At 66.3% G+C, this 20,186-nt stretch carries 25 protein-coding genes; 5 read left to right on the forward strand and 20 right to left on the reverse strand.

Annotation, left to right across the window (positions count from 1 at the left end; genetic code table 11):
* Both QZZ29_RS10475 and pflB read right to left on the reverse strand, forming a co-directional pair.
* Positions 1–193 (reverse strand): 4Fe-4S cluster-binding domain-containing protein (locus tag QZZ29_RS10475; protein ID WP_291383216.1); only part of this gene is annotated, 193 nt, incomplete at its 3' end.
* A 143-nt stretch (positions 194–336) separates the two neighbouring features.
* Positions 337–2,628, reverse strand: coding sequence for a formate C-acetyltransferase (pflB, locus tag QZZ29_RS10480; RefSeq protein ID WP_291383087.1), 2,292 nt, complete (start codon positions 2,626–2,628; stop codon positions 337–339).
* A 159-nt stretch (positions 2,629–2,787) separates the two neighbouring features.
* On the opposite strand from pflB, the gene QZZ29_RS10485 reads away from it, so the two are divergent.
* Positions 2,788–4,152 carry an extracellular solute-binding protein gene (locus QZZ29_RS10485; protein WP_291383089.1) on the forward strand — a complete coding sequence of 455 codons (1,365 nt, stop codon included), beginning with the start codon at positions 2,788–2,790 and terminating at the stop codon, positions 4,150–4,152.
* Positions 4,153–4,167: 15 nt separating this feature from the next.
* On the opposite strand, the gene QZZ29_RS10490 is transcribed toward QZZ29_RS10485, so the two are convergent.
* From QZZ29_RS10490 to QZZ29_RS10520, 7 genes are read right to left on the reverse strand one after another with little or no spacing between them, the layout of a single operon-like run.
* Positions 4,168–4,620, reverse strand: a complete 453-nt coding sequence (locus QZZ29_RS10490) for a hypothetical protein (protein ID WP_291383091.1) — start codon at positions 4,618–4,620, stop codon at positions 4,168–4,170.
* Entirely contained in the window at positions 4,617–5,111 is a 495-nt protein-coding gene (locus QZZ29_RS10495; protein ID WP_291383092.1) for a pilus assembly protein, read from the reverse strand. Before QZZ29_RS10495 ends, QZZ29_RS10490 begins: the two co-directional genes overlap by 4 nt.
* Entirely contained in the window at positions 5,104–5,496 is a 393-nt protein-coding gene (locus QZZ29_RS10500) for a TadE/TadG family type IV pilus assembly protein (RefSeq protein ID WP_291383094.1), read from the reverse strand. The genes QZZ29_RS10495 and QZZ29_RS10500 overlap by 8 nt, the downstream gene beginning before the upstream one ends.
* Entirely contained in the window at positions 5,480–5,659 is a 180-nt protein-coding gene (locus QZZ29_RS10505) for a hypothetical protein (RefSeq protein WP_291383096.1), read from the reverse strand. The genes QZZ29_RS10500 and QZZ29_RS10505 overlap by 17 nt, the downstream gene beginning before the upstream one ends.
* 30 nt (positions 5,660–5,689) lie before the next feature.
* Complete coding sequence (locus QZZ29_RS10510; protein ID WP_291383098.1) at positions 5,690–6,613, reverse strand: type II secretion system F family protein; 924 nt, start codon at positions 6,611–6,613, stop codon at positions 5,690–5,692.
* Positions 6,610–7,470, reverse strand: a complete 861-nt coding sequence (locus tag QZZ29_RS10515; RefSeq protein ID WP_291383100.1) for a type II secretion system F family protein — start codon at positions 7,468–7,470, stop codon at positions 6,610–6,612. The genes QZZ29_RS10510 and QZZ29_RS10515 overlap by 4 nt, the downstream gene beginning before the upstream one ends.
* Positions 7,467–8,699 carry an ATPase, T2SS/T4P/T4SS family gene (locus tag QZZ29_RS10520; RefSeq protein WP_291383102.1) on the reverse strand — a complete coding sequence of 411 codons (1,233 nt, stop codon included), beginning with the start codon at positions 8,697–8,699 and terminating at the stop codon, positions 7,467–7,469. Before QZZ29_RS10520 ends, QZZ29_RS10515 begins: the two co-directional genes overlap by 4 nt.
* A gap of 156 nt (positions 8,700–8,855) precedes the next feature.
* Between QZZ29_RS10520 and QZZ29_RS10525 the strand changes: the two genes are divergently transcribed.
* The 3 genes from QZZ29_RS10525 (at position 8,856) to QZZ29_RS10535 (ending at position 10,597) form a co-directional block, all read left to right on the forward strand.
* Positions 8,856–9,542 (forward strand): hypothetical protein, encoded by a 687-nt coding sequence (locus QZZ29_RS10525; protein WP_291383104.1) that lies wholly within the window; start codon positions 8,856–8,858, stop codon positions 9,540–9,542.
* 15 nt (positions 9,543–9,557) lie between these two features.
* Positions 9,558–10,190, forward strand: a complete 633-nt coding sequence (locus QZZ29_RS10530; protein ID WP_291383105.1) for a hypothetical protein — start codon at positions 9,558–9,560, stop codon at positions 10,188–10,190.
* Between the two features lie 197 nt (positions 10,191–10,387).
* Positions 10,388–10,597: a hypothetical protein gene (locus QZZ29_RS10535; protein ID WP_291383106.1), complete on the forward strand. Its 210-nt coding sequence runs from the start codon at positions 10,388–10,390 to the stop codon at positions 10,595–10,597.
* 3 nt (positions 10,598–10,600) lie between these two features.
* On the opposite strand, the gene QZZ29_RS10540 is transcribed toward QZZ29_RS10535, so the two are convergent.
* Complete coding sequence (locus QZZ29_RS10540; RefSeq protein ID WP_291383108.1) at positions 10,601–11,191, reverse strand: hypothetical protein; 591 nt, start codon at positions 11,189–11,191, stop codon at positions 10,601–10,603.
* 291 nt (positions 11,192–11,482) lie between these two features.
* Here QZZ29_RS10540 and QZZ29_RS10545 point away from each other — a divergent pair, with 291 nt between their 5' ends.
* On the forward strand, positions 11,483–12,160 hold the full coding sequence (locus QZZ29_RS10545; protein ID WP_291383110.1) for an SOS response-associated peptidase: 678 nt from the start codon (positions 11,483–11,485) through the stop codon (positions 12,158–12,160).
* Position 12,161: 1 nt separating this feature from the next.
* Here the strand turns inward: QZZ29_RS10545 and QZZ29_RS10550 are convergent, their stop codons facing one another.
* The 10 genes from QZZ29_RS10550 to mtlA are packed head-to-tail and all read right to left on the reverse strand — an operon-like array spanning position 12,162 to position 20,007.
* Entirely contained in the window at positions 12,162–12,401 is a 240-nt protein-coding gene (locus QZZ29_RS10550) for a hypothetical protein (RefSeq protein ID WP_291383111.1), read from the reverse strand.
* A 23-nt stretch (positions 12,402–12,424) separates the two neighbouring features.
* Entirely contained in the window at positions 12,425–13,255 is an 831-nt protein-coding gene (locus QZZ29_RS10555) for a biotin--[acetyl-CoA-carboxylase] ligase (RefSeq protein ID WP_291383112.1), read from the reverse strand.
* 33 nt (positions 13,256–13,288) lie between these two features.
* Positions 13,289–14,962, reverse strand: a complete 1,674-nt coding sequence (gene ptsP / locus QZZ29_RS10560; RefSeq protein ID WP_291383114.1) for a phosphoenolpyruvate--protein phosphotransferase — start codon at positions 14,960–14,962, stop codon at positions 13,289–13,291.
* 7 nt (positions 14,963–14,969) lie between these two features.
* On the reverse strand, positions 14,970–15,242 hold the full coding sequence (locus QZZ29_RS10565; protein WP_291383116.1) for an HPr family phosphocarrier protein: 273 nt from the start codon (positions 15,240–15,242) through the stop codon (positions 14,970–14,972).
* 46 nt (positions 15,243–15,288) lie between these two features.
* On the reverse strand, positions 15,289–16,239 hold the full coding sequence (gene pfkB / locus QZZ29_RS10570) for a 1-phosphofructokinase (RefSeq protein WP_291383117.1): 951 nt from the start codon (positions 16,237–16,239) through the stop codon (positions 15,289–15,291).
* On the reverse strand, positions 16,236–16,997 hold the full coding sequence (locus QZZ29_RS10575) for a DeoR/GlpR family DNA-binding transcription regulator (protein ID WP_291383119.1): 762 nt from the start codon (positions 16,995–16,997) through the stop codon (positions 16,236–16,238). The genes pfkB and QZZ29_RS10575 overlap by 4 nt, the downstream gene beginning before the upstream one ends.
* A 31-nt stretch (positions 16,998–17,028) precedes the next feature.
* A complete protein-coding gene (locus QZZ29_RS10580; RefSeq protein ID WP_291383120.1) occupies positions 17,029–18,087 on the reverse strand; it encodes a zinc-dependent dehydrogenase in 1,059 nt (352 codons plus the stop codon).
* A 30-nt stretch (positions 18,088–18,117) separates the two neighbouring features.
* The gene (locus QZZ29_RS12820) at positions 18,118–18,561 is read right to left on the reverse strand and encodes a PTS sugar transporter subunit IIA (RefSeq protein ID WP_366479466.1); all 444 of its coding nucleotides are present in this window, start codon (positions 18,559–18,561) and stop codon (positions 18,118–18,120) included.
* The gene (locus QZZ29_RS12825; protein WP_366479468.1) at positions 18,551–18,859 is read right to left on the reverse strand and encodes a PTS lactose transporter subunit IIB; all 309 of its coding nucleotides are present in this window, start codon (positions 18,857–18,859) and stop codon (positions 18,551–18,553) included. Before QZZ29_RS12825 ends, QZZ29_RS12820 begins: the two co-directional genes overlap by 11 nt.
* 35 nt (positions 18,860–18,894) lie before the next feature.
* Positions 18,895–20,007, reverse strand: a complete 1,113-nt coding sequence (gene mtlA / locus QZZ29_RS12830) for a mannitol-specific PTS transporter subunit IIC (RefSeq protein WP_366479470.1) — start codon at positions 20,005–20,007, stop codon at positions 18,895–18,897.
* Positions 20,008–20,186 lie beyond the last annotated feature (179 nt).

The following is a 20,186-nucleotide window of genomic DNA, read 5'->3' on the forward strand; positions in this document are numbered from 1 at the left end:
GCACTCCGTCCTTCATGCGCCACGTGTCGGGGTTCTGGCAGAACTGGCAGCGCAGTCCACAACCCGCGGTGAATAGCGTCATGCGGGTCCCAGGACCATCGGCTCCGGTGACGAGGTCCCAGGAGTGCACTGAGCCGGCTGTGTTGTCGTGGAGGGCCTCGCTGGCCGCGAGCTCGGCGTCCGCGACGTCCATGGGAGGCGCCTGAAGGAGCGGCACCGCAACGGGTTGGTCGGTCATCGTCTCGCTCCTTCCACGCCAGGGTTGGGACCAGCCCGGGGTCAGACAAGACTACGGCGCCCCTCCCCCGAGGACGGAGCGCCGTGGCGTCTTGAGTATTAGAGACCCGCGTGGAAGGTGCGCGACAGCACGTCGAGCTGCTGCTCGCGGGTCAGTCGCACAAAGTTCACGGCGTAGCCGGACACGCGGATCGTGAGCTGCGGGTAGTTCTCCGGGTGCACCATGGCGTCCTCGAGCGTCTCGCGGTTGAGCACGTTGACGTTCATGTGGAAGCCCTGACTGACCGTGTAAGCGTCCAAGATGCCCACCATGTTCGTGACCTGCTCTTCGCGATCACGGCCCAGCGCCGAGGGCACGATCGACGTGGTCAGCGAGATGCCGTCCTCAGCGTCCTCGTAGGGCAGCTTGGCCACGGACAGCGCCGACGCCATGATGCCGTGCACGTCGCGCCCGTTCATCGGGTTGGCACCCGGAGCGAACGGCTCGCCCAAGCGGCGGCCGTCGGGCGTGTTGCCCGTAGCCTTGCCGTAGACCACGTTGGACGTGATGGTCAACACGGACTGCGTGTGCTTCGCGTCGCGGTAGGTCTTCTGCTTGCGGATCTTGTTCATGAAGCGGCGAACCAGGTCCACGGCGATGTCGTCGGCGCGGTCGTCGTCGTTGCCGTAGGTCGGGAACTCACCGTCGACTTCGTAGTCCGTGATCAGGCCCGTCTCGTCACGCACGGCCTTGACCTTCGCGTACTTGATCGCGGACAGGGAGTCGGCAGCGACCGACAGGCCGGCGATGCCGCAAGCCATCGTGCGCAGGACTTCCTTATCGTGCAAAGCCATTTCGATGCGCTCGTACGAGTACTTGTCGTGCATGTAGTGGATGACGTTGAGCGCGTCCACGTAGGTCTCGGCCAACCAGTCCATGAAGGTGTCGAACTTGTACATCACGTCATCGAACTCGAGCACGTCTCCCTCGACGGGGGCGAGCTTGGTGGAGACCTGCTTGCCGCTGACCTCGTCGCGACCGCCGTTGATGGCGTACAGCAGGCCCTTGGCAAGGTTGACGCGGGCCCCGAAGAACTGCATCTGCTTGCCGACCTCCATGCCGGACACGCAGCACGCAATCGCGGCGTCGTCACCGCACTGGGAGCGCAGCAACTCGTCCGACTCGTACTGCACGGCCGACGTGTCGATCGACACCTTGGCGCAGAACTCCTTGAAGCCCTGGGGCAGCCGGTCGCTCCACAGCACCGTCATGTTCGGCTCGGGCGCAGGGCCCAAGTTGTACAGCGTGTGCAGGTAGCGGAACGTGGACTTGGACACGAGCGACCGGCCATCCTCGCCGAGACCGCCAAGGGACTCGGTCACCCACAGCGGGTCGCCGGAGAACAGGGCGTCGTACTCGGGGGTGCGCAGGAAGCGGACGATGCGGAGCTTGATGACGAAGTCGTCGATCAGTTCCTGGGCCTCGACCTCGGTGAGGGTTCCCTCCGCGAGGTCGCGCTCGATGTAGCAGTCGATGAAGGTCGAGGTGCGACCCAACGACATGGCGGCGCCGTTCTGCTCCTTCACGGCGGCCAGGTAAGCGAAATACAGCCACTGCACGGCTTCCTTGGCGTTGGTCGCGGGCTTCGAGATGTCGAAGCCGTAGGACGCGGCCATCTGCTTGAGTTCGCCGAGCGCCTTGATCTGCTCCGAGTTCTCTTCGCGATCGCGAATGATGTCCTCGACCGACCGCTGCATGTCGAGCTCGATGCGCTCGTTCTTCTTGTCCTTGATCAGGGCGTCGACGCCATACAGCGCCACGCGGCGGTAGTCGCCGATGATGCGGCCACGGCCGTAGGCATCGGGCAGGCCGGTGACGATGTGGCTGGAGCGGGCGGCGCGCACGTTGGGCGGGTACGAGTCAAACACGCCGTCGTTGTGGGTCTTGCGGTACGTCGAGAAGATCTTCTCCAGGTTGGGGTCAACCGGGTAGCCGTAGGTTTCGAGTTCCTTGACCACCATGCGCCAGCCGCCAAAGGGCATGATCGCGCGCTTCAGGGGCGCGTCGGTCTGCAGGCCGACGATCAGGTTGTCGTCTTCGCTGATGTAGCCAGGAGCGTGGGCGGTGATCGTCGCGGGTGTTTCCCAATCGACGTCGTAGACGCCCTTTTCGCGCTCTTCGGGGAACATGCCGAGCAGCGTCTGCCACACGCGCGTGGTGCGCTCGGTGGGTCCGGCAAGGAAACTGTCGTCGCCGGTGTACTCGGTGTAGGCGGCCTGGATGAAGCCGCGAACATCAATGGAGTCGGTCCACGGCCCGGCGGGGAACGAACGCCACGCGTGGGGTAACTGGGTGCCGGTCTGCTGGGCGTCAGACTGGGGTGGGGTGGTTCTGTCAGCCGCGATTGTCATCTCGGTAAGACCTTCCTGCATGGGGATCAGGCGCTGTAGCACCGTTGCCCACGAGGGTATGCCGCCGGGAGCGAGCAATGTCGGGACTATCGACCCCAAGGTCCTGGGTCCCGGGTACCGGCTTCGCCGCGCGCTGCAGGTACGGCTACAGTGACAGCCATGTCCCGAGAGCCGGTATCCGTGGCACGCACCAAGGGAGCGACGATGACGTTGAACCGCACGGCAGCAGGACGCCTGCTGGCAATCATCGCCGGTTCGAGCCTGGTGTTGGCCGCGTGCGGGCTCACCGGTGATGACCCCACCCCCTCTGCCGCAACCACGGCTCCGCCCGTGGATCCGGTCGACATCTCCATGACCTTCTGGGGCGACTTTGGGCTCGACGCGCTGGTCACCGAGTACCAAGACGGTCACCCGGGCGTCACCATCACCTTGAACTCGGGCAGCTACACCGACGTCCACGATGAATTGCAGCGCCAACTTGTGGCGGGCACCGGCGCTCCGAACATCGTCGCCATCGGCGAGGACTACATCGGCAAGTTCGCCGCGCAACCCGAATCCTTCACCAACCTGCTCACCTTCGGTGCGGGCGAATACCAGGCCCTTTACCTCGATTGGAAGTGGGCTCAGGGCTCAACGCCGGACGGCTCGGCCCTGATCGGCATCGGCGCCGACGTGTCGGGTTTGGCCCTGTGCTACCGCCGGGACCTCTTCGAGAATGCGGGACTGCCCGCCGATCGAGACGCGGTCAACGCCGCCATCGGGGACACGTGGGAGGGCTTCATCGCGCTGGGCAAGCAGTATGAGGCCGGGGCCGAGGCGGGAGCGTTCTTGGACGATGCCGGCACGCTACTGAAGCCCGTGCGGGTCCAGTCGGGCGGCAGCTACTTCAACGCCGCGGGCGACCTGAATCTGAGTCCCGTCAAGCCCGCCTTCGACGTGTCTCTCGACGCCATTGATGCCGGGCTGTCGGCCGGAATAGCGCCGTTTACGGACCAGTGGGATGCCGGATTGGACAACGGGGCGTTCGCGGCCACCCTGTGCCCCGTGTGGGGAATGGGCTACATCCAGAATGTAGTGGAGACCTCTGGGGGTAGCGCTCAGTGGGACATCGCCGACATCCCGGGTCCCGGCGGGTCCTGGGGAGGCGCGTTCTACGCCATGCCCGCACAGGGCACCACGGAGCAGCAGCAGGCGTCCTGGAACTTCCTCGATTGGCTCATCCAACCCGAGCAGCAGCTGCGCATCTTCCAGGCCACCGGTTCGCTGCCGTCGCAACCGGCGTTGTATGACGAAAGCAGCGTGAAGAGTTACGCCATTCCGTTCTTCAACGACGCGCCGGTGGGGCCCATTCTGGCCAAGGCCGTGACGGAGCTGCCCACGCAGAGTTCCTACTCCCCCAGCAACGCCACCATTGAGGCGACGCTGCAGGATGTGCTGGGCGAGGTCGAAGCGGGCAACGTGGGCAGCGCCGATGCGTGGACGGTGGCCACCGAGGCCGCCAGGCTGGCCGCCACGACCCCCTAGAGCGACCGGGTGCGGCTAGAACGACCGCGCCTGCCCTGTCGCTTGGAGGGTGATGCCGTCCGCGAACGGCAACAGCGCCTCGACCCCAAAGAGCGGATACACGGTCACCTCGATGGTGATGCGCGCCGTGGAGGCATCGACGGCCTCGACGGACACCAACTGGACACCCTCAAGGTGGTCGACTCCCCGTTCGGCGGCGTGGCGTTGCACCGCAGACGTCATGGCGGCTGTCGCCAGGTCAAGCGATGCCGGCGACGTGCCCGACCCGTCAAAGTAGCGAGTGGCGTCGACCGCGTCGGCGGCATCCTCGGCCAACTCGTCGGCGAGGTGAGTGAGTCGCAGTCGCGTCAGGTGCACGGCCGACGCCGAGGACACCACCAAGATCAGCATGAGGGCCAGCACCGTGAAGCCGAGGGTGAGAATCCCGATGGTGCCGTCGTCCGAGTGCAACCTCCGTCGCCGATTCATGAGTCCTCCGTCAGGCTGTCCACCGGCGCGCGAGCAGTGCCAACCACCTCGACGGCAAGCGGAACGCCCCCACTGAGGAATCCCGGGATCCCCGGCAGTGTGACGCGCACCGTCACCTCAGCGGCGACATTGCTGCCAGGCGCGAGACACGTGCCGCCGCAGGCGAGGACGAGCGAGGCGTCGTCAGAGCCGAACCCGAAGTCCGAAGCGACCAGCCGGACTGCGGCCCGTGCCCGCCGCTCGCCCTGGTCCATCGCGGCCGAGCGGCGACCGCCGTTCTCAAGCTCGCGCACCCCCGTGACCACGACGGTGCGCGCCGCTTCGCTCGCGGCCGATTCCGCCGCGAAAGCTCCCGCCTGAACGCGAGACAGCGTCACCACAAGGTAGATCAACGGCACCAGCAGCACGAGCGACAGCGCGATGAACTCGAGCATGGCGGCGCCTTGGTCGCCGCGGGCGTCGAGCCGCTTCGGCCCGTGGCTGCTAGCCACGGTCGACTTCCTCGAACGCTCGGCCCGAGACCGACATGGTGCCGACGCCCCACAACCCGAACACGGGTACCGGGGCGGTCACCGTCACTCGCGTGGCTGGAGCCCCATCGATCACGGTGTCGGAAGCGACGACGTTCACGTCGTAGCCGCCGAGCGACTCGGACAGCAGGAACTCGGTCCGCATCGCACCGTCGTTCAGGTCCCGATCGTTCGCTGCAGCGAGGCGCGCGCCTTCCGAGGCGGCCGAACTCAACATGTTGCGCACGTGCAGGGCGAGGGTCAGTTGGATCACCCCCATGGCGATCGTGATCACAAGAATCGACACCAAGAGGAATTCGACAACAACGCTGCCGTCGTCCCGCCCGCGCTCAGCCGCCGGTGACACCTTCGATGGCCCGCGTAAACAGGTCATTCAGTGTGGGCCCCGCGATTGCCCAGATACCGGCGACCAGTCCAGCGGTCATGAGTGTGATGAGCACCCAGCCCGGCACGTCGCCCCGGTCGTCAAACTCATGGCGGCTCAGGAGCCGCTCCCTCAGGTAAGCCATCGTTCTTCCTTTCCCCCGAGAACCTGCGCTTTACAGGCCCAATCGAATAGTGGTCAGTCCCGGAAACACCGCGAACACGACGGTGACGGGGAGGATGAGGAAGATCACGGGCACCATCATGGCGATCTCCCGCTTTCCACCCTCTTCCAAGAGCGCTCGCTGTCCTGCGGATCTCACATCGTGGGCCTGCGCGCGCAACACCTCCGCAAGTGGCGTGCCACGCTCCACCGCCGTCGCCACGCCGTCGGCGAACCGTCGCAACGGCACGGCACCTGTGCGGTCGGCCAAGTCGGTCAGCGCCCGAGCCAGAGGTGTCCCGGTGCGCGAGGCAGCGAGCGTCGTGCGAAGTTCCTCCGACATGACGCCTTGGGTGCTGCGCGACACTCGTTCGAGCGCGCCCACCGCACCTTCGCCAGCAGCGACCGATAACGCGAGCAGTTCGGCGACCGTGGGCAGTTCCGCGACGATGCGCTCCTCGCGTCGGGTGACCGCGCGCGTCAACACGTAGTCCCGCGCCACCGCTCCCCCCACTCCAGTCGAGGCAATGAGCACCACCAGGGCAACCGGCGATGATCCCCTCGTGGCGGCCAGGAAGATTGCCGCGGCGGTGCCGAGTACAAGACCGCCGACGCCCCAGACCACCTGGTGCGCCCGGAACTGCTCGACGGTGAGGTCCGCTCCGGCGCGTTTCAGGCGTGCCTTCAGTTCATGGCCGGGAGATCCCCATCGCTCGATCCAGCGGACGCCGTCGCGCAACACGGGAGCGACGAGCCGTTCCAAGGTGGGAAAGGGGGTGATGGGCTCCGCGCGCAGGCGAAGTTCTTCGGCAACGGAGGTGCGCACATGTGGAGCGATTCGGTCAACGAGCCGAGGCGTACGCGCCCGCCACCATGCCCCGAGCAGCGCGAGCCCCAGGCCGCCAGTGAGTCCCAGGAGTGCCGTAGTCAGCGTCATCGCAGCACCCTGCTTTCCTCCGGCAGCCTGCCCAGTCTGACCATCAGCCGATACGCGAGCACGGTGCTACCGCCGCCCACAAGAAGCACAGAGAATCCGGAGGCCGAGTTGTACGCGTGCGCGTTTTCGGGCCGCGTCGATAAGAGCGCCAGTACCACCCACGGGGCTGCGACCGCGAGCCTGGCGGCATTGACGGTCCAACTCTGGCGGGCCTCAAGTTCCCCTCGGGTGCGGGCGTCGTCGCGAAGAAACTCACTGAGGGTGCGCAACAGGCGGCCAACGTCGGTGCCGCCGACGTCGCGGGTGAGCCGCAACGCCTCGATGATCCGGTCGCCGACGGGGTCCGCGAGTCGAACCTTGAGAGCGTCGAGGCAATCGCCGAATCGACCCGACGCCCGGAAGTCCTCGGCGAATGCCGTGAAGGGCTCCCTCAGGGACTCCGGCCCCCGCTCACCCAGTTGACCGAGCGCTTCCGGCAACGACAGGCCCGCCCGAATACCTGAGGCGAGGTTGTCCACCGCATTGGGCCACACCTCACGCATCGACGCCTGTCGGCGGCCGGCCCGCGCTTGCACGAGGGCAAAGGGTCCCCGCGCGGCGATGACTCCGAATGCCAGCCCAATCACGGGCGAACCGGACCCCGCGGATGCGAGCACGGCGATCGCCAACCCAAGACCCACGGCGGTGGATACCAGCGCCCACGGCGTCACGGCGGGCGCTCCGGCCTGAATGAGGCGATCTTGGGTGCGGGCGTACCAGCCATCCGGCCTTCGGGGAGCGGCCTGCTGCGGGGGCCAGAAGGACCACCAGACCAGAAACAGTCCAGCGCCTAACACCAATCCGATGACGGCTGTCATGCCTGCGCCGCCAGCAGTTCACTGAGCCGAAATCCTGCTCTCGCGAATCGGTCCTCGTGAGGCGGATAACCGTCTGCGCGCACGAGCTCGTGACCGCTGCGGTGGAAGAGGTCGCTGATTTCGATGATTCCCTGCTCGACGCGGCCCGGCACGCCGACGATCTCTCTCACGCGCCGCTTGCCGCGGCCGTCGAGTTCGAGATGCACCACGATGTCGATCGCCGACGCCACCGTCGGCACCACGAATCGGTCAGACACGTTCTCACCAGCCAGGAGCGGCAATGTGCACATCTTGGTGATCGCGTCCCTGGCCGAGTTCGCGTGGATGGTACACATCCCCGGCACCCCTGCGTTGAGGGCGACGAGCATGTCGAGCGATTCCGCTTCCCGAACCTCGCCGATGATGATGCGGCTTGGGCGCATGCGGAGCGCCTCTTTGACAAGACGTCTCAGCGGGATTTCCCCCGTGCCCTCAAGGGATGGCTGCCTGCACTGAAGGCCCACCACATCCCGCAGGGGGATCTTGAGTTCGAAGACCTCTTCACAGGTGATCACCCGTTCGCGCGGCGGTATGGACCCAGCTAGAGCGTTCAAGAACGTGGTCTTTCCGGCTTGGGTAGCGCCAGCCACGAGCACATTGAGCCCCGATGCCACGGCAGCCGAGAGGAATGCGGCCGCCTGGGCGGGCAGCGAACCCAGAGCGACCAGATCCTGGACGTGGTTGGCGCGCGCCACATACTTACGGATGTTGACGGACCAGTGTTCGCGCGTGACGTCCGGGATGACGGCGTGCAGGCGCTCCCCGCCCGGCAGGGACGCGTCCACAAAGGGGCTGGACAGGTCCAGCCGCCTCCCCGACAGCTTGAGCATCTGCTCGACCAGGTCGCGGACCTGCTGTGAGGCCAGAATGGTCGAGGTCAGCTCCGACTCCCCCCGACGCGCCACGTACACCTGGGCCGGATCATTGATCCAGATTTCCTCAACCTCGGGATCGTCCAAGTACTGCTGCAGCGGCCCCAGCCCCGCCACGTTGTCCAGCACCGACTTCGCGACAGCCGCGCGGTCCTCCACCGGCGCCACGGCGCCCACGAGCGCCCGTTCGTCCCACGCCGCCAAGGCGTCGTCCACTAACGCCCGCACCGCAGCCACATCCCGTACGGGATCCACCCCGCGCTTGCGGATCTGATCGCGTACCTGCGACTCGATGGCAATTGTGGTCTCGGCCCCCATGAACAGGAGAGTAGAGGCTCACCACACTTTTCGCCTGGTGAGTTGTGGATAATCACCACGAATGCCCTCGGCGGCCGACTCGGGTACAGCGGCAGCATCGACGACGCCCAAGACCCGCGTATGTCGTAATTATTGCGACTACGCTACTATTAACGCATGGCCGATGTGACTCTCGCCGAATATGCCCGACGCCACGGGATCAGTTCTCAGCGTGCGCGCGCGCTGGCGTCGCAGGGCCGTATCGGCGCGCGCAAAGTCGGATCTCAGTGGGTGGTGTCCGACGGCGGCGCGATGCGATCTGTCCGTAGCGCGGGGAGGCCGCCGAGCGCCGCCACCGTGTGGTCTGCGGCTCTCGCACTCGAGGAGGGAAACCTCGACCGAGGTCGCGACCCACAGCGTCGCCGTGCCGCGAAGCGGGTCCTCCGACGGCTGGCGGCCACAGAGATTGGCCCGTCGCGCTTACTGGCTGTCGCCACCTTGTGTGTCAACCGCGGCGACCTTCACCACGTGCGCGCAGCCGATCTTGTCGGACTGGCTGCGGACCCACGTGTGGCTCGCTCGGGCCTGGCTTGGTCTCGCTCGGCGATCCAGTCTGTCGACGACATCGACCTCTACGTTCATGGGTCAACCTGGGAAGACCTGCGGCTTGACCACGCACTGGTGGAGGTGCCCCAGTCTCGCGCCAACGCACGGATCCGTGTCGTGGCCGATGACGTGGACCTGACTCGCGACGCCCCCACCCTGGTCGCCGCAGCCGATCTCGCGGACATGGGTAGCCCTCGAGCCCAGGCTGCCGCGAGCGACATCATCAACGCAATCGACTTTGGGGAGCCCTTGGCGTGATCGGAGTTGGGGCCGATGCCCGACGCACAAGCGCGGGCGTGGGGCACTCTCGTCGAGCTACACCAGCTCGTTCCCGATCACTGGACCATCGTGGGCCGCCAGATGGGCTACGCACACTGCATGGACCGCGGCGTCATGAGAGCCCGTCCGACGATGAACGCGGACACCGGTCTGGATGTCCGCGCTCGCGCCAAGATCCTGTACGTGTTCAGCCGGGCGCTCAAAGACCTTGGGTTTACGCCAGAGCGCAACAAGGTGGCATGCCACGAGTCGCACTGGCAGCGAGACGGTGAGCGCGTAGATGTGATGATTCCCACCGGGCAAGGGTTCTCCGGCGGTACGGCTCCGTTGCCGAGCATGCTCGCGCGATGCAGCGGCCCCAGCGCGGCCACGTTGTCCAGCACCGACTTCGCGAGCGACGTGCGGTCCTCCACTGGAGCCACATCCCCTACCGGATCCATCCAGCGTTGGCGGCCCGTCGCCAATGCACCCGGTGGTCGGGACGCCCGGGATGTGGCCGGCTTGGGCCGTCCGGTACGGGTAGGACCGATGAGGCGAGAGGGCGTGCGCGGGGTCAACGCTGTAGGTCTCGTCGACGAAGGCCACTGGACGACTTCCGTTGTGCTTGTACGCAGTATTGACGACTGATCCCGTGCACCTTTCCGCCACCCCAACCCCCGCCATCTACCGTAAGAGCTAAGAAACCACTGATCTACCAGGAGGTTTGCAATGGACTCCCCCGCCGGTACCACCGATACATCCAACGCCGGACGCCAGCGCATCGCACCGCCGGGGGAATCAATGCCAGGCCGAGTTTGCGGATCTGATCCCGCACCTGCGACTCGATGGCAATCGTCGTCTCCGCCCCCATCACGGGAACCATGGAGCCAAACGGTCGTTTGCGGGAGCCCCTGTGGATGGGGGCACCGCGGGCTCACACCTCGTTTGGCGGGGGCGAAATGACCGCCGAGATGACGGCGGCGGCCACCTCGGGCAAGGTGGCCGCCGCGGTAGATACCCCGTCGGATGATTGGGCGGAACCTCCGACGGCGTAGTTTCTACAATCCGAAGAGCTGAGGTAGCTCGGCCAGGGGGGGCAGCGAGCCGACGATGAGGTAGTTGACCAGCACGATCACCACGAGTGCGCTGAGGGACGTGGCGAGCATGTCCCGCTTGGCTGCGGCGACGTGCTCCACCACCGACCGGGTGCACAACGCGGCGACCATTCCGGGCACCACCAGGCCGAGCGTCGCCGCACCGGTGAGGGACAGGGTGATGCCGGTGCCGCCGGTGACGATCAACAGGAAGACGCCGGCCGTCGCCAACGCGAGCAGCGTGCCCAGGGAAGCGAACTCGACCGAGCCGCGCGTCTGACTCATGCGGAGCTGTCGCACATCCGACTCCACCCTCCAGCCCACCAAGTATCCGAAGGTGGTGGCGCCAAAGGTGACCGTCAACGCCGCCATCAGGAGCAGGGCGAACGAGACGCTGGCGGCGTCGAGGCCCGCGTGTCCGCTGGCGACCATCTGAGTGGCGGGAGGGGCGAAGAAGGCGAACGTCACGCCGTAGATCACGACGTAGCTGACGGCGGAAGCGAGCGCACGCGTGGCGAGGGGCTGCACCGCCTTTGACGCGACGAGCGTAGCCATGATCCTTCCCTTCCTTTGGGCGCCGGGACGTCTTGCCCGATGACTCAACGATGACATTCGGCACGCGGGCCGCCAAACGCTCCCACGCCCATTACTGCCTTCCTGGCGCCCGTGTGAACCTGCTCACAACCAGGGCGTTTTGTCCGTTTTATACCGCCACTTACATTCCACAACGGGCATATCGGGCCGGAGTCATGTGACCAAATACCCACCCCGAGGGGTCACGAGCAGGCCGTTCAGAGTGCGGCGAATCACACGGTGCGTTTCGTCACAGAGAGGCACAATGGAGGCATGTGTGGGCGCTATGCGGACTTCCTTGCGGACCAGGATGTGGCCGACGCGTTTTCGTTGGCGCTCGACGCCGGTGACGCACGCCTGCTGCCCCCGTCGTTCAACGTCGCACCCACACAACTGGTGCGCATTATTCGCGCCGCACAGGACGCGGCGACGCTCGACGTCGCCAGGTGGGGCCTGGTGCCCTCCTGGGCCAAAGACCCGGCCATCGGCTCCCGCATGATCAACGCCAGGGTCGAGACGGTCGCCGAGAAGCCGTCGTTCCGCACGGCCTTTGCCAAGCGCCGCTGCATCGTTCCCGCGAGCGGATACTACGAGTGGCAGACCGACGCGTCGGGCAAGCGGCCGTTCTACATCCACCCCGCCGATGGCGCGCCGCTGGCATTCGCGGGCCTGGTGGAGGCCTGGCGAGCTTCGGGTGACGACGAATGGCTCATCACGTGCGCGATCGTCACCACGGCGGCACGTGGACAGATGCGTACGATCCACGACCGCCAACCCGTGATGATGCGGGACGATGCCTGGCGCACCTGGCTGGACCCGGCGTCGGCGAAGGAGGACCTGCTGGACGCGGCACTCGCCGACGCCCCCGACCTCGCCTGGCATGAGGTCGACAAGGCGGTGGGCAACGTGCGCAACAACTCGCCGGATCTGGTAGAGCCCACCCGCTCGTGAATTACTGGAACCGCACCGAGATCAAGAGCGCCACACCCAAGACCAGCAGGCCAACAACGTAGGCGAGGTCCGCAAATCCCTCGCGCCCCGCCGGCTGGAGCCACTGAATCGTGAAGAGCATCGCCACGTACGGCACGGCGAAACACGCCATGGCCAGCGGCAACGCCGTCCGTGCTCGCCTCGTGCCGTCCGGTGTGGACGATCGCAACTCGTGAACTGTCATGACGTCTCGAACTTCCACGGCGTCTCACCCTTTTCCACGCGCTACGCCAGCCGCAGGCGAACGTCCCCCGCGTGCACGGCCATGTCATCCCCGCCAGCAGTCCGCACCACGAGCGCACCATCGGCGCCGAGCCTCACGGCCGTCCCCGACAGCGGCGACTGGCCCGGGCTCTCGACCACCACCTGCTGGCCCAGCGTGAATGTCACCGCGGCCACATCGGCCACCAAGGCGTCGGGATCATGCTCCGCCTCGATCATGAGCGTCGCCAAGCGATGAGCGAGCCCGTCCAGCAGTTCGCGACGATCCAGGTGGCGCCCTCCCACCATCGCAAGGGAGGCCGCGTGCGGCACCGGCAACTCCTGCGAGGTCTGCGACACGTTGATGCCGATGCCGGCGACAACCGCGTCGTCTTGGCGCTCGCACAGAACGCCAGCGACCTTGCGAAGTGGCCCCCAACCAGGGACGTCGGCGCCGTCAACGGAGACCACCACGTCGTTGGGCCACTTGAGCATGGCGTGCAGGCCATCCGCCCGCAGCGTGCGCACACAGGCGAGGCCGACGGCCAACGGCACGAGCCCCCACCGTTCCGCACCCAGGTGTGGCCTCACCACGAAGCTGACGGTGAGGGCGGCGCCGCGAGGCGTGTCCCACCCGCGACCGGCGCGCCCCCGGCCCGACGTTTGATGATCGGCGACGAGCGCGCTCATGTGTGGCCACGCCTGCGGGTCCGCCGCGAGCGCCTCGAGCAGTTCCGAATTGGTCGAGGGCGACGCCGCCGTCACGGCCAGGGCCGTCAGCGCTCCACTGCCGCCCACCAGCGCGGCAAGGTTGTCCGCCGTGAGCGGCGCACCACGCACACCGTCTTCAGTCACGCTGCCCAGGCTAGTGCGCGCGGGCCAGGCGCATCACAGCACAGCGGTCAACGATGGCGAGGCCGCGGCGAACACGGCCTCCCGCGCGTCGTGCGCCGTTCTCGCGGTGCGCGCCACGTGCGCGAGCCGTTGGCACTGCGCGAACGTGTGCAGCGACAACGACAGTCGCACCATGGGCACTTTGGACGGGGCCATCGACAGGCTCGACACGCCCAGCCCGGCGAGCACGAGCGCCAACAGCGGGTCGCCACCCGCCTCGCCGCACACGCCCATCGGCTTGCCCGTCACCGCACCGCCATGGCACGCGGCCGCCACCACGTCGAGCAAAGCGGGCTGCCACGGGTCAAGCAGGTCGGACAGTTCGCCCTGCATGCGGTCCGCCGCCATCGTGTACTGCGCAAGGTCATTCGTGCCGAGGGAGCCGAAGTCGACCTCCTCAAGCACGTGCTCGGACCGGAGCGCGGCACCGGGCACCTCGATCATGACGCCCACCGACTTGAGCCCGTTCTCTCGCACGCGCCTGGCGAACCAGGCGGCCTCCTCCACGAGCGCCACCATGGGAGCCATGACGCGCACATCCGCGCCCGTCTCGCCCGCCGCGACCGCCAGGGCCTCGAGTTGCGCGTCAAGAAGGTCGGGCCGCTCGGCGGAGAGTCTCAGACCCCGTCGCCCGAGGGCGGGGTTCTCCTCCGCGCCCAGGTCCGCGAACGCGAGTGGCTTGTCCGCCCCTGCGTCGAGCGTGCGGACCACCACTCGCCGGTCTCCAAATGCCTCGAACACCTTCCGGTAGATCTCCGCCTGCTCCTCGACCGTGGGCGCGGTGGACGCGCTCAGGAATACGAACTCGGTGCGGAACAGGCCGACCCCTTCAACGTCGGCCTTGCCCGCGGCGACGGCATCCTCGACGCCGCCGATGTTGGCCAGCAGCGCCACTCGCTTGCCGTCCTTGGTCATGCCCGGGCCGTGACTCTCCGCCAAGGCGGCTTCGCGCCGTGTGGACCTCTGCCTGAGCCTCTCGACGAGTTCGCCACTGGGATTGATGTGGACCTGTCCGCTGTCTCCGTCCACCAGCACCGGAGTGCCGTCCGGAATGTCGGTCGCGCCCGCCACCTTCACGGCCGCAGGAATCGCCATCTGCGCGGCGAGGATTGCCGTGTGGCTGGTGCGGCCGCCCTGCTCGGTGACGATGCCGACCACCTTGGAGCGGTCCAGAGTGGCCGTCTCCGCCGGCGCCAAGTCCATTGCCACCAAGACGCACTCACCGGTCAGCGGCGGCACTCCGGGAGCCGGCTCCCCCAGGACCGCGGCGATCGCGCGGTCGCCGACGTCACGCAGGTCCGTGGCGCGTTCCGCAAAGTATCCGCCGAGTGCCACGAACTGGTCGATGTAGTCCTGGGTGGCGGCGTCGATCGCATGCGCCGGGCCCTTGCCCGCCTTCGCCTGCGCAATGGCGCCATCGATCAGGCCGGGGTCCCGCGCGAGCATCGCCGTCGCACCGAGGATCTCGGCGGCATTGTCACTTGCCGATGCCGCGCGCCTTTCAATCTCGGTCGCCACCTCGGCGAGGGCGGCGCGAATGCGCCTCTCCGCCTCCTCTGCTGACAGCACGGCCTCATCGGATGGCGGCCGCACGGCGGCACCCACTTGCACCACCGGAGCGAACGCTGCTCCCGAGCTGACGGGGATTCCTTGGACGACGTTGTCCATGGCGCCCCTACTGTTCGGCGTCGAGGTCGCGCTCGACCAGCGCCACCAGATCGTCAAGCACCGCGTCGGCGTTGTCGGCGTCGCAACCGAGTTCCACGGTTTCGCCATGCTTAGCCCCGAGCGCCATGATGGTGAGCATCGAGTTGGCGGGGGCGGGCGTGCCGCCCGGCTTGCAAATCGTCACCGCGACGCCGGAGTCGTTGACGGCTTGAACGAACAGCGCGGCGGGGCGCGCGTGCAGGCCGACGGAGGAGCCAACTTTCACGGAACGGGTAGGCATCGCATTCTTCCTTTATTGGTCGGAGCCATGTGGCCTGGATGTGAGGTCAAGATGTCGCCAGGTTGAGGTCAAGAGGCATCTGTAACGACACACTCACCGTAGCAAGAGACAGGTCCCCCGGTGAAGGGACCGTGCTGCCCGGCAGGGCAACCGCCGCGGCGCCCCACCGCACTCCCGTCGACAGCGCATCCTCCAGGGACGAACCTCTCTCGATCGCCGCGAGCACGCCCGCAAGCAGGCAGTCGCCAGCCCCCACGGTTGACTGCGGATGGCTCACGACGGCCGATGCATGAACCGCGTTCGTGGCGTCGACGGCCAGCGCGCCGTGCTCGCCAAGACTGACGACCACCGCACCGATGCCGCCTGCGACCAGGCGGCGCGCGGCCTCGAGCACGTCGTGGAGGGTGGGCAACGGCGTCCCCACCAACTCCTCCAGCTCTTCGTGATTGGGCTTGATCAGGTCAGGGCGGGCGGCCACCGCCTTGCGCAACGCTGTACCCGACGTGTCGATCGCGACGTGGACTCCGCGAGCGCGCGCCCTGTCGATCAGGCCGACGTAAAGATCCCCCTCAATGCCGGGAGGCAAACTACCGCAACCGACCACCCACGTGGCATCGGCAATGTGGCGGTCCACGGCATCGAGCATGGCTGCAGCGTCGGCGGCGGTGGACGCCCTGCCGGGCTCGTTGATCTTGGTGGTGGTGCCCTCCGCGTCCACGATCGTGATGTTGGTGCGCACGGCGCCCTCAAGGGCGATGTAGTCGTGAGGCACGCCGTCATCGTCCAGGCGTGAGGAGAACTCGAGCGCAGGTGCACCGCTGGCTGGCATGACCACCATGGTGCTCAGTCCGTTCGCAGCAAGTGCGCGAGAGACATTGACCCCCTTGCCGCCGGCATCGATGTGGAGCCCTCTCGCCCGGTGCACCTCTCCGACCAGCAACTCGTCAACGGTGATGGTGCGATCAAGACTGGGATTGGGCGTAAGCGTGACAATCACGCGCGCACCACCTCCACTCCTGCAGCGTCGAACTCCTCCGTGGTCTCGTCATCCAGGCCCGAGTCCGTCACCAACATGGCCACCTCCGAGGTGTCGGCAAAGCGATGCATGTGCACTTGGCCGGCCTTGGTGGAGTCCGATACGACGATGACGCGGCGGGCTGCGGTCACCATGGCACGTTTGGCGGCGGACTCGGCCTGATCCGGCGTGGTGAAGCCGCGCTCCACCGAGAATCCGTTGGTGCCGACGAACGCCACGTCGACTGCCATGTCGTGCAACGCGTCGGTGGTCCACTGGCCCACGGCGGCGCCCGTGCGATTGCGGACCCGACCGCCCAGCATCATGAATTCGATACCCGCCCGGTCGGAAAGCCGGGCAGCAATAGCTATCGAGTTGGTCACGACGGTGAATCGCTTGTCGCGTGGCAACAACGCGGCGATCGCGACCGTCGTGGTGCCGGAGTCGAGCAGAATGGAGCCGCCCTCTGGAATCTCCGCGACGGCACGTTCCGCGATCCGCTTCTTCTGCTCGGACTGCTGAGACTCACGGACGGCCAGAGTCGGTTCGAGCGTGAGCCTCTCCACGGGCAGGGCGCCGCCGTGAACGCGTCGCACCACCCCAAGGCGCTCGAGGGCGGTCAGGTCGCGACGCACCGTCTCAACTGTTACCTCCAGCTCCTCGGACAGCGCTCCCACCTCGACCCGTCCTTGGGCGCGTGCGCGCTCCAGGATGGCCTCGTGTCGTTCAGCGGCGTACACCCGTGGTCCCGTCCGTTCCGTCAGCGCCAGGCTACGGCTCGACCGTGACCTTGATGGCGGCTCCGCGCTTCACAATATCGAAAGCGTCCAGCACGTTCTCCAGCGCAATGTGCTCTGTGATGAGGTCCTTTACCGGGACCTTTCCAGACGCAATCATCTCAAGGGCGGCCTTGTTGTGGTGGGGCGCCGAGCCGTTCGCACCAAAGATGCGCAACTGACGGTAGTGCACCAGGTTCGAGTCGCACGTGATCGTCGGATTGGTCTTGGGCAGCCCGCCGAAGAACGAAATCTTGCCGTTGCGCGCGGCCATGGAGATGGCCTGCTCTTGGGCGATGTTCGCTGCTGTCGCCGTGATGATCGCGTCCGCGCCGCGGCCATTGGTCAGCTCCTTGACGCGCTCGACCACGTCGACCGCTACGCCGTCAATGATCTCCGCGCCGTTGATGACCTCGTCGGGATGAACGGCATCGGCCGTCATCTTGAGGCGCTCGTCGTTGACGTCGACCAGAAAGATGCGTCCAGCACCGTTGGCGCGCGCCAGCCGGATGTGCATGGCGCCGATCGGTCCGGCACCGAACACCACGACGGTGTCGCCCCCTTCAATGCCGAGGATGCGCTGCGCGTTGATGGCGCATGCGAGGGGCTCGGCGGCCGAGGCCTCGTCATAGCCCACGCCCGCAGGGATGCGGTTGAGCCCGTCAACCTTGAGCACCGCGCGCGGCACAATCATGTACTCGGCGAAGCCGCCATCGTACTGATAGCCCATCGAGGTCTGGTTCTGGCAGACCTCCATCCAGCCGCGGGAGCACTCATAGCACTCTCCACACGGGACGGCGGCGATGACCTGAACGCGCGCACCGATTTCCCAGCCGTCGACTCCGTCGCCAATCGCGACAATCTCGCCAGCGATCTCGTGGCCGATGATGCGCGGCGGGGAGAGGTTCTGGTGGCCGTTGTAGAAGATCTTGACGTCGGTGCCGCACGTGGAGCAATTGCGCACCCGCAGCTTGATCTCGCCGGGGCCGACTTCGGGTTCCGGCACATCCTCGACGCGTAGATCCTCCGGGGCGTAGAACATCAGGGCTTTCACGACTGGTCTTTCCTTCCTTTGGCGGGGGTTTTATGCCTGGGGAGACAAGAGCGCCACCACGTCGTCGACAGACGACGCCTCACGCAATGCGGCGGCCGACTCGGGATCCATGAGAACGGTGGCCAGGGACTGCAGAATGTCGACGTGCTCCTCGGAGCGGGACGCAATCGCGATGCAGACCTGCACCTGGTTGCCGTCCCAATCGATCCCATCAGGAAACTGAAGGTAGGCGATTGCCGCGCGCTCGATGGAAACGCGGCTTTCGTTCGTGCCGTGGGGAATCGCCACGCCTTCGCCGATGTACGTCGAGACGGACTTCTCCCGCTCGAACAGCGCATCGGCGTACGCGGACGATGCTGCGCCGATTTCGACGAGCACCGCCCCACACTGCCGCAGCGCGTCCGCCTTGTCCCTGGCAACGAGGCCAAGGCGGACGGCACTGGGCTCGAGGATCGCCCGAGGGTCAGGACTCAAGGTCTTGACCGTTGATGATGGCGTTCTCGACTTTCGCAAATGCCGGGTCGCCCATGAAAACAGCGAACGGCACCACCACCGCGTTGGGCGCGGTGGCCTGGGCCCGAGAGGCCAAGCTCTGGTGGCACAACACCACGGACGCGTCGGCAGGAATCTCGTCGACGGACGTGTGGAGCACCTCCACATCGTGCTTCTTCAGTTTGGAACGCAAGGTGCTGGCAACCATCACCGAACTCCCCATACCCGCGTCGCATGCCACGACCACACGCTTCACATCTGATCCATTGACTGATGGCATCTCGGACTCTCCTCTTCTATCGGTCTACTAGCAGGTTAGGCGACGGCGCCGGCACGCTCAGCGGCGACGTCCTCCTCGGTGAGTTCCTCCTTCTCACCGCGGCCGAAGCCCAGCAGGAAGGAGCCCACGATGAACGCCACGACGGCGGCCAGGGTGACCTGGAGAATCATGCCGACGTAGCCGCCGGGAGGCGTGAAGGTGAAGTACGCGAAGATGCTTCCGGGCGATGGCGGCGCCACCAGTCCGTTGTCCATCACGACGCCGGTGAGCACGCCGGTCATTCCGCCCGCGATGGCCGCGAGGATCATCTTGGGCTTCATGAGGATGTACGGGAAGTAGATCTCGTGGATTCCACCGAAGAAGTGGATGATGATCGCGCCGGGAACCGACAACCGCAGCAGGCGCGGGCCGAACAGCCAGAACGCCGTGAGGATGCCCAGGCCCGGCCCGGGGTTGGACTCGATCATGAACAGGATGGACTTGCCGCTTTCCAAAACGTCTTGCGAGCCGAGCGGTGTGAACACGCCGTGGTTGATGGCGTTGTTGAGGAAGAGCACCTTGGCGGGCTCGACGATGATCGAGGCGAGCGGGAGCAGGTTGTTCGAGATGAGGAAGTCCACGCCGTTGCCAGCAACCTCGACCAACCAGTTGACGGCTGGGCCGATGAGCCACTTGCCGAGTACGGCGAGGCCTGTGCCAATGATGCCGAGCGAGAAGTTGTCGATCAGCATCTCGAAGCCAGGCTTCACCTTGCCATCGATGGACTTATCGAACTGCTTGAGGACCCACGCTGCGCCGGGGCCAGCGAGCATCGCGCCCATGAACATCGGCACGTCAGCGCCGACGATCACACCGGCGGTGGCGATGGCACCAATCACGGCACCGCGCTGACCGTGAACCATGCGACCACCGGTGTATCCGATGAGCAGCGGCAACAGGTAGGTGATCATGGGGCCAACGAGAGCGGCGAGGCCCTCATTCGGCACCCAACCGGTCTCGATGAACATTGCAGTGATGAGCCCCCACGCGATGAAAGCTCCGATGTTGGGCATGATCATGCCCGACAGGAATCGTCCTGCACGTTGGACTTGAGCGGCTGCGCCCGAGCCCTGGCGATTCTTGTTTGCCTGCATATCAGTTGCTGACATGCGTACCTTCCCTTCCATGCCTCGCGTCTTTGCGAGAGGCGGAGATACTCGGTGCCCGTTTGGACCCGTTTTAGTTGACATTCGGCAATCTAGACCCGCAAGCGGGCGAAGTCAAGTGTTAAACAGACTTAATCGGACTTTTCTGTGGAACACTCACACACCCGACGACTGTGGCAAGA

This window comes from Demequina sp., from assembly GCF_016278765.1.
Lineage (GTDB): Bacteria > Actinomycetota > Actinomycetes > Actinomycetales > Demequinaceae > Demequina.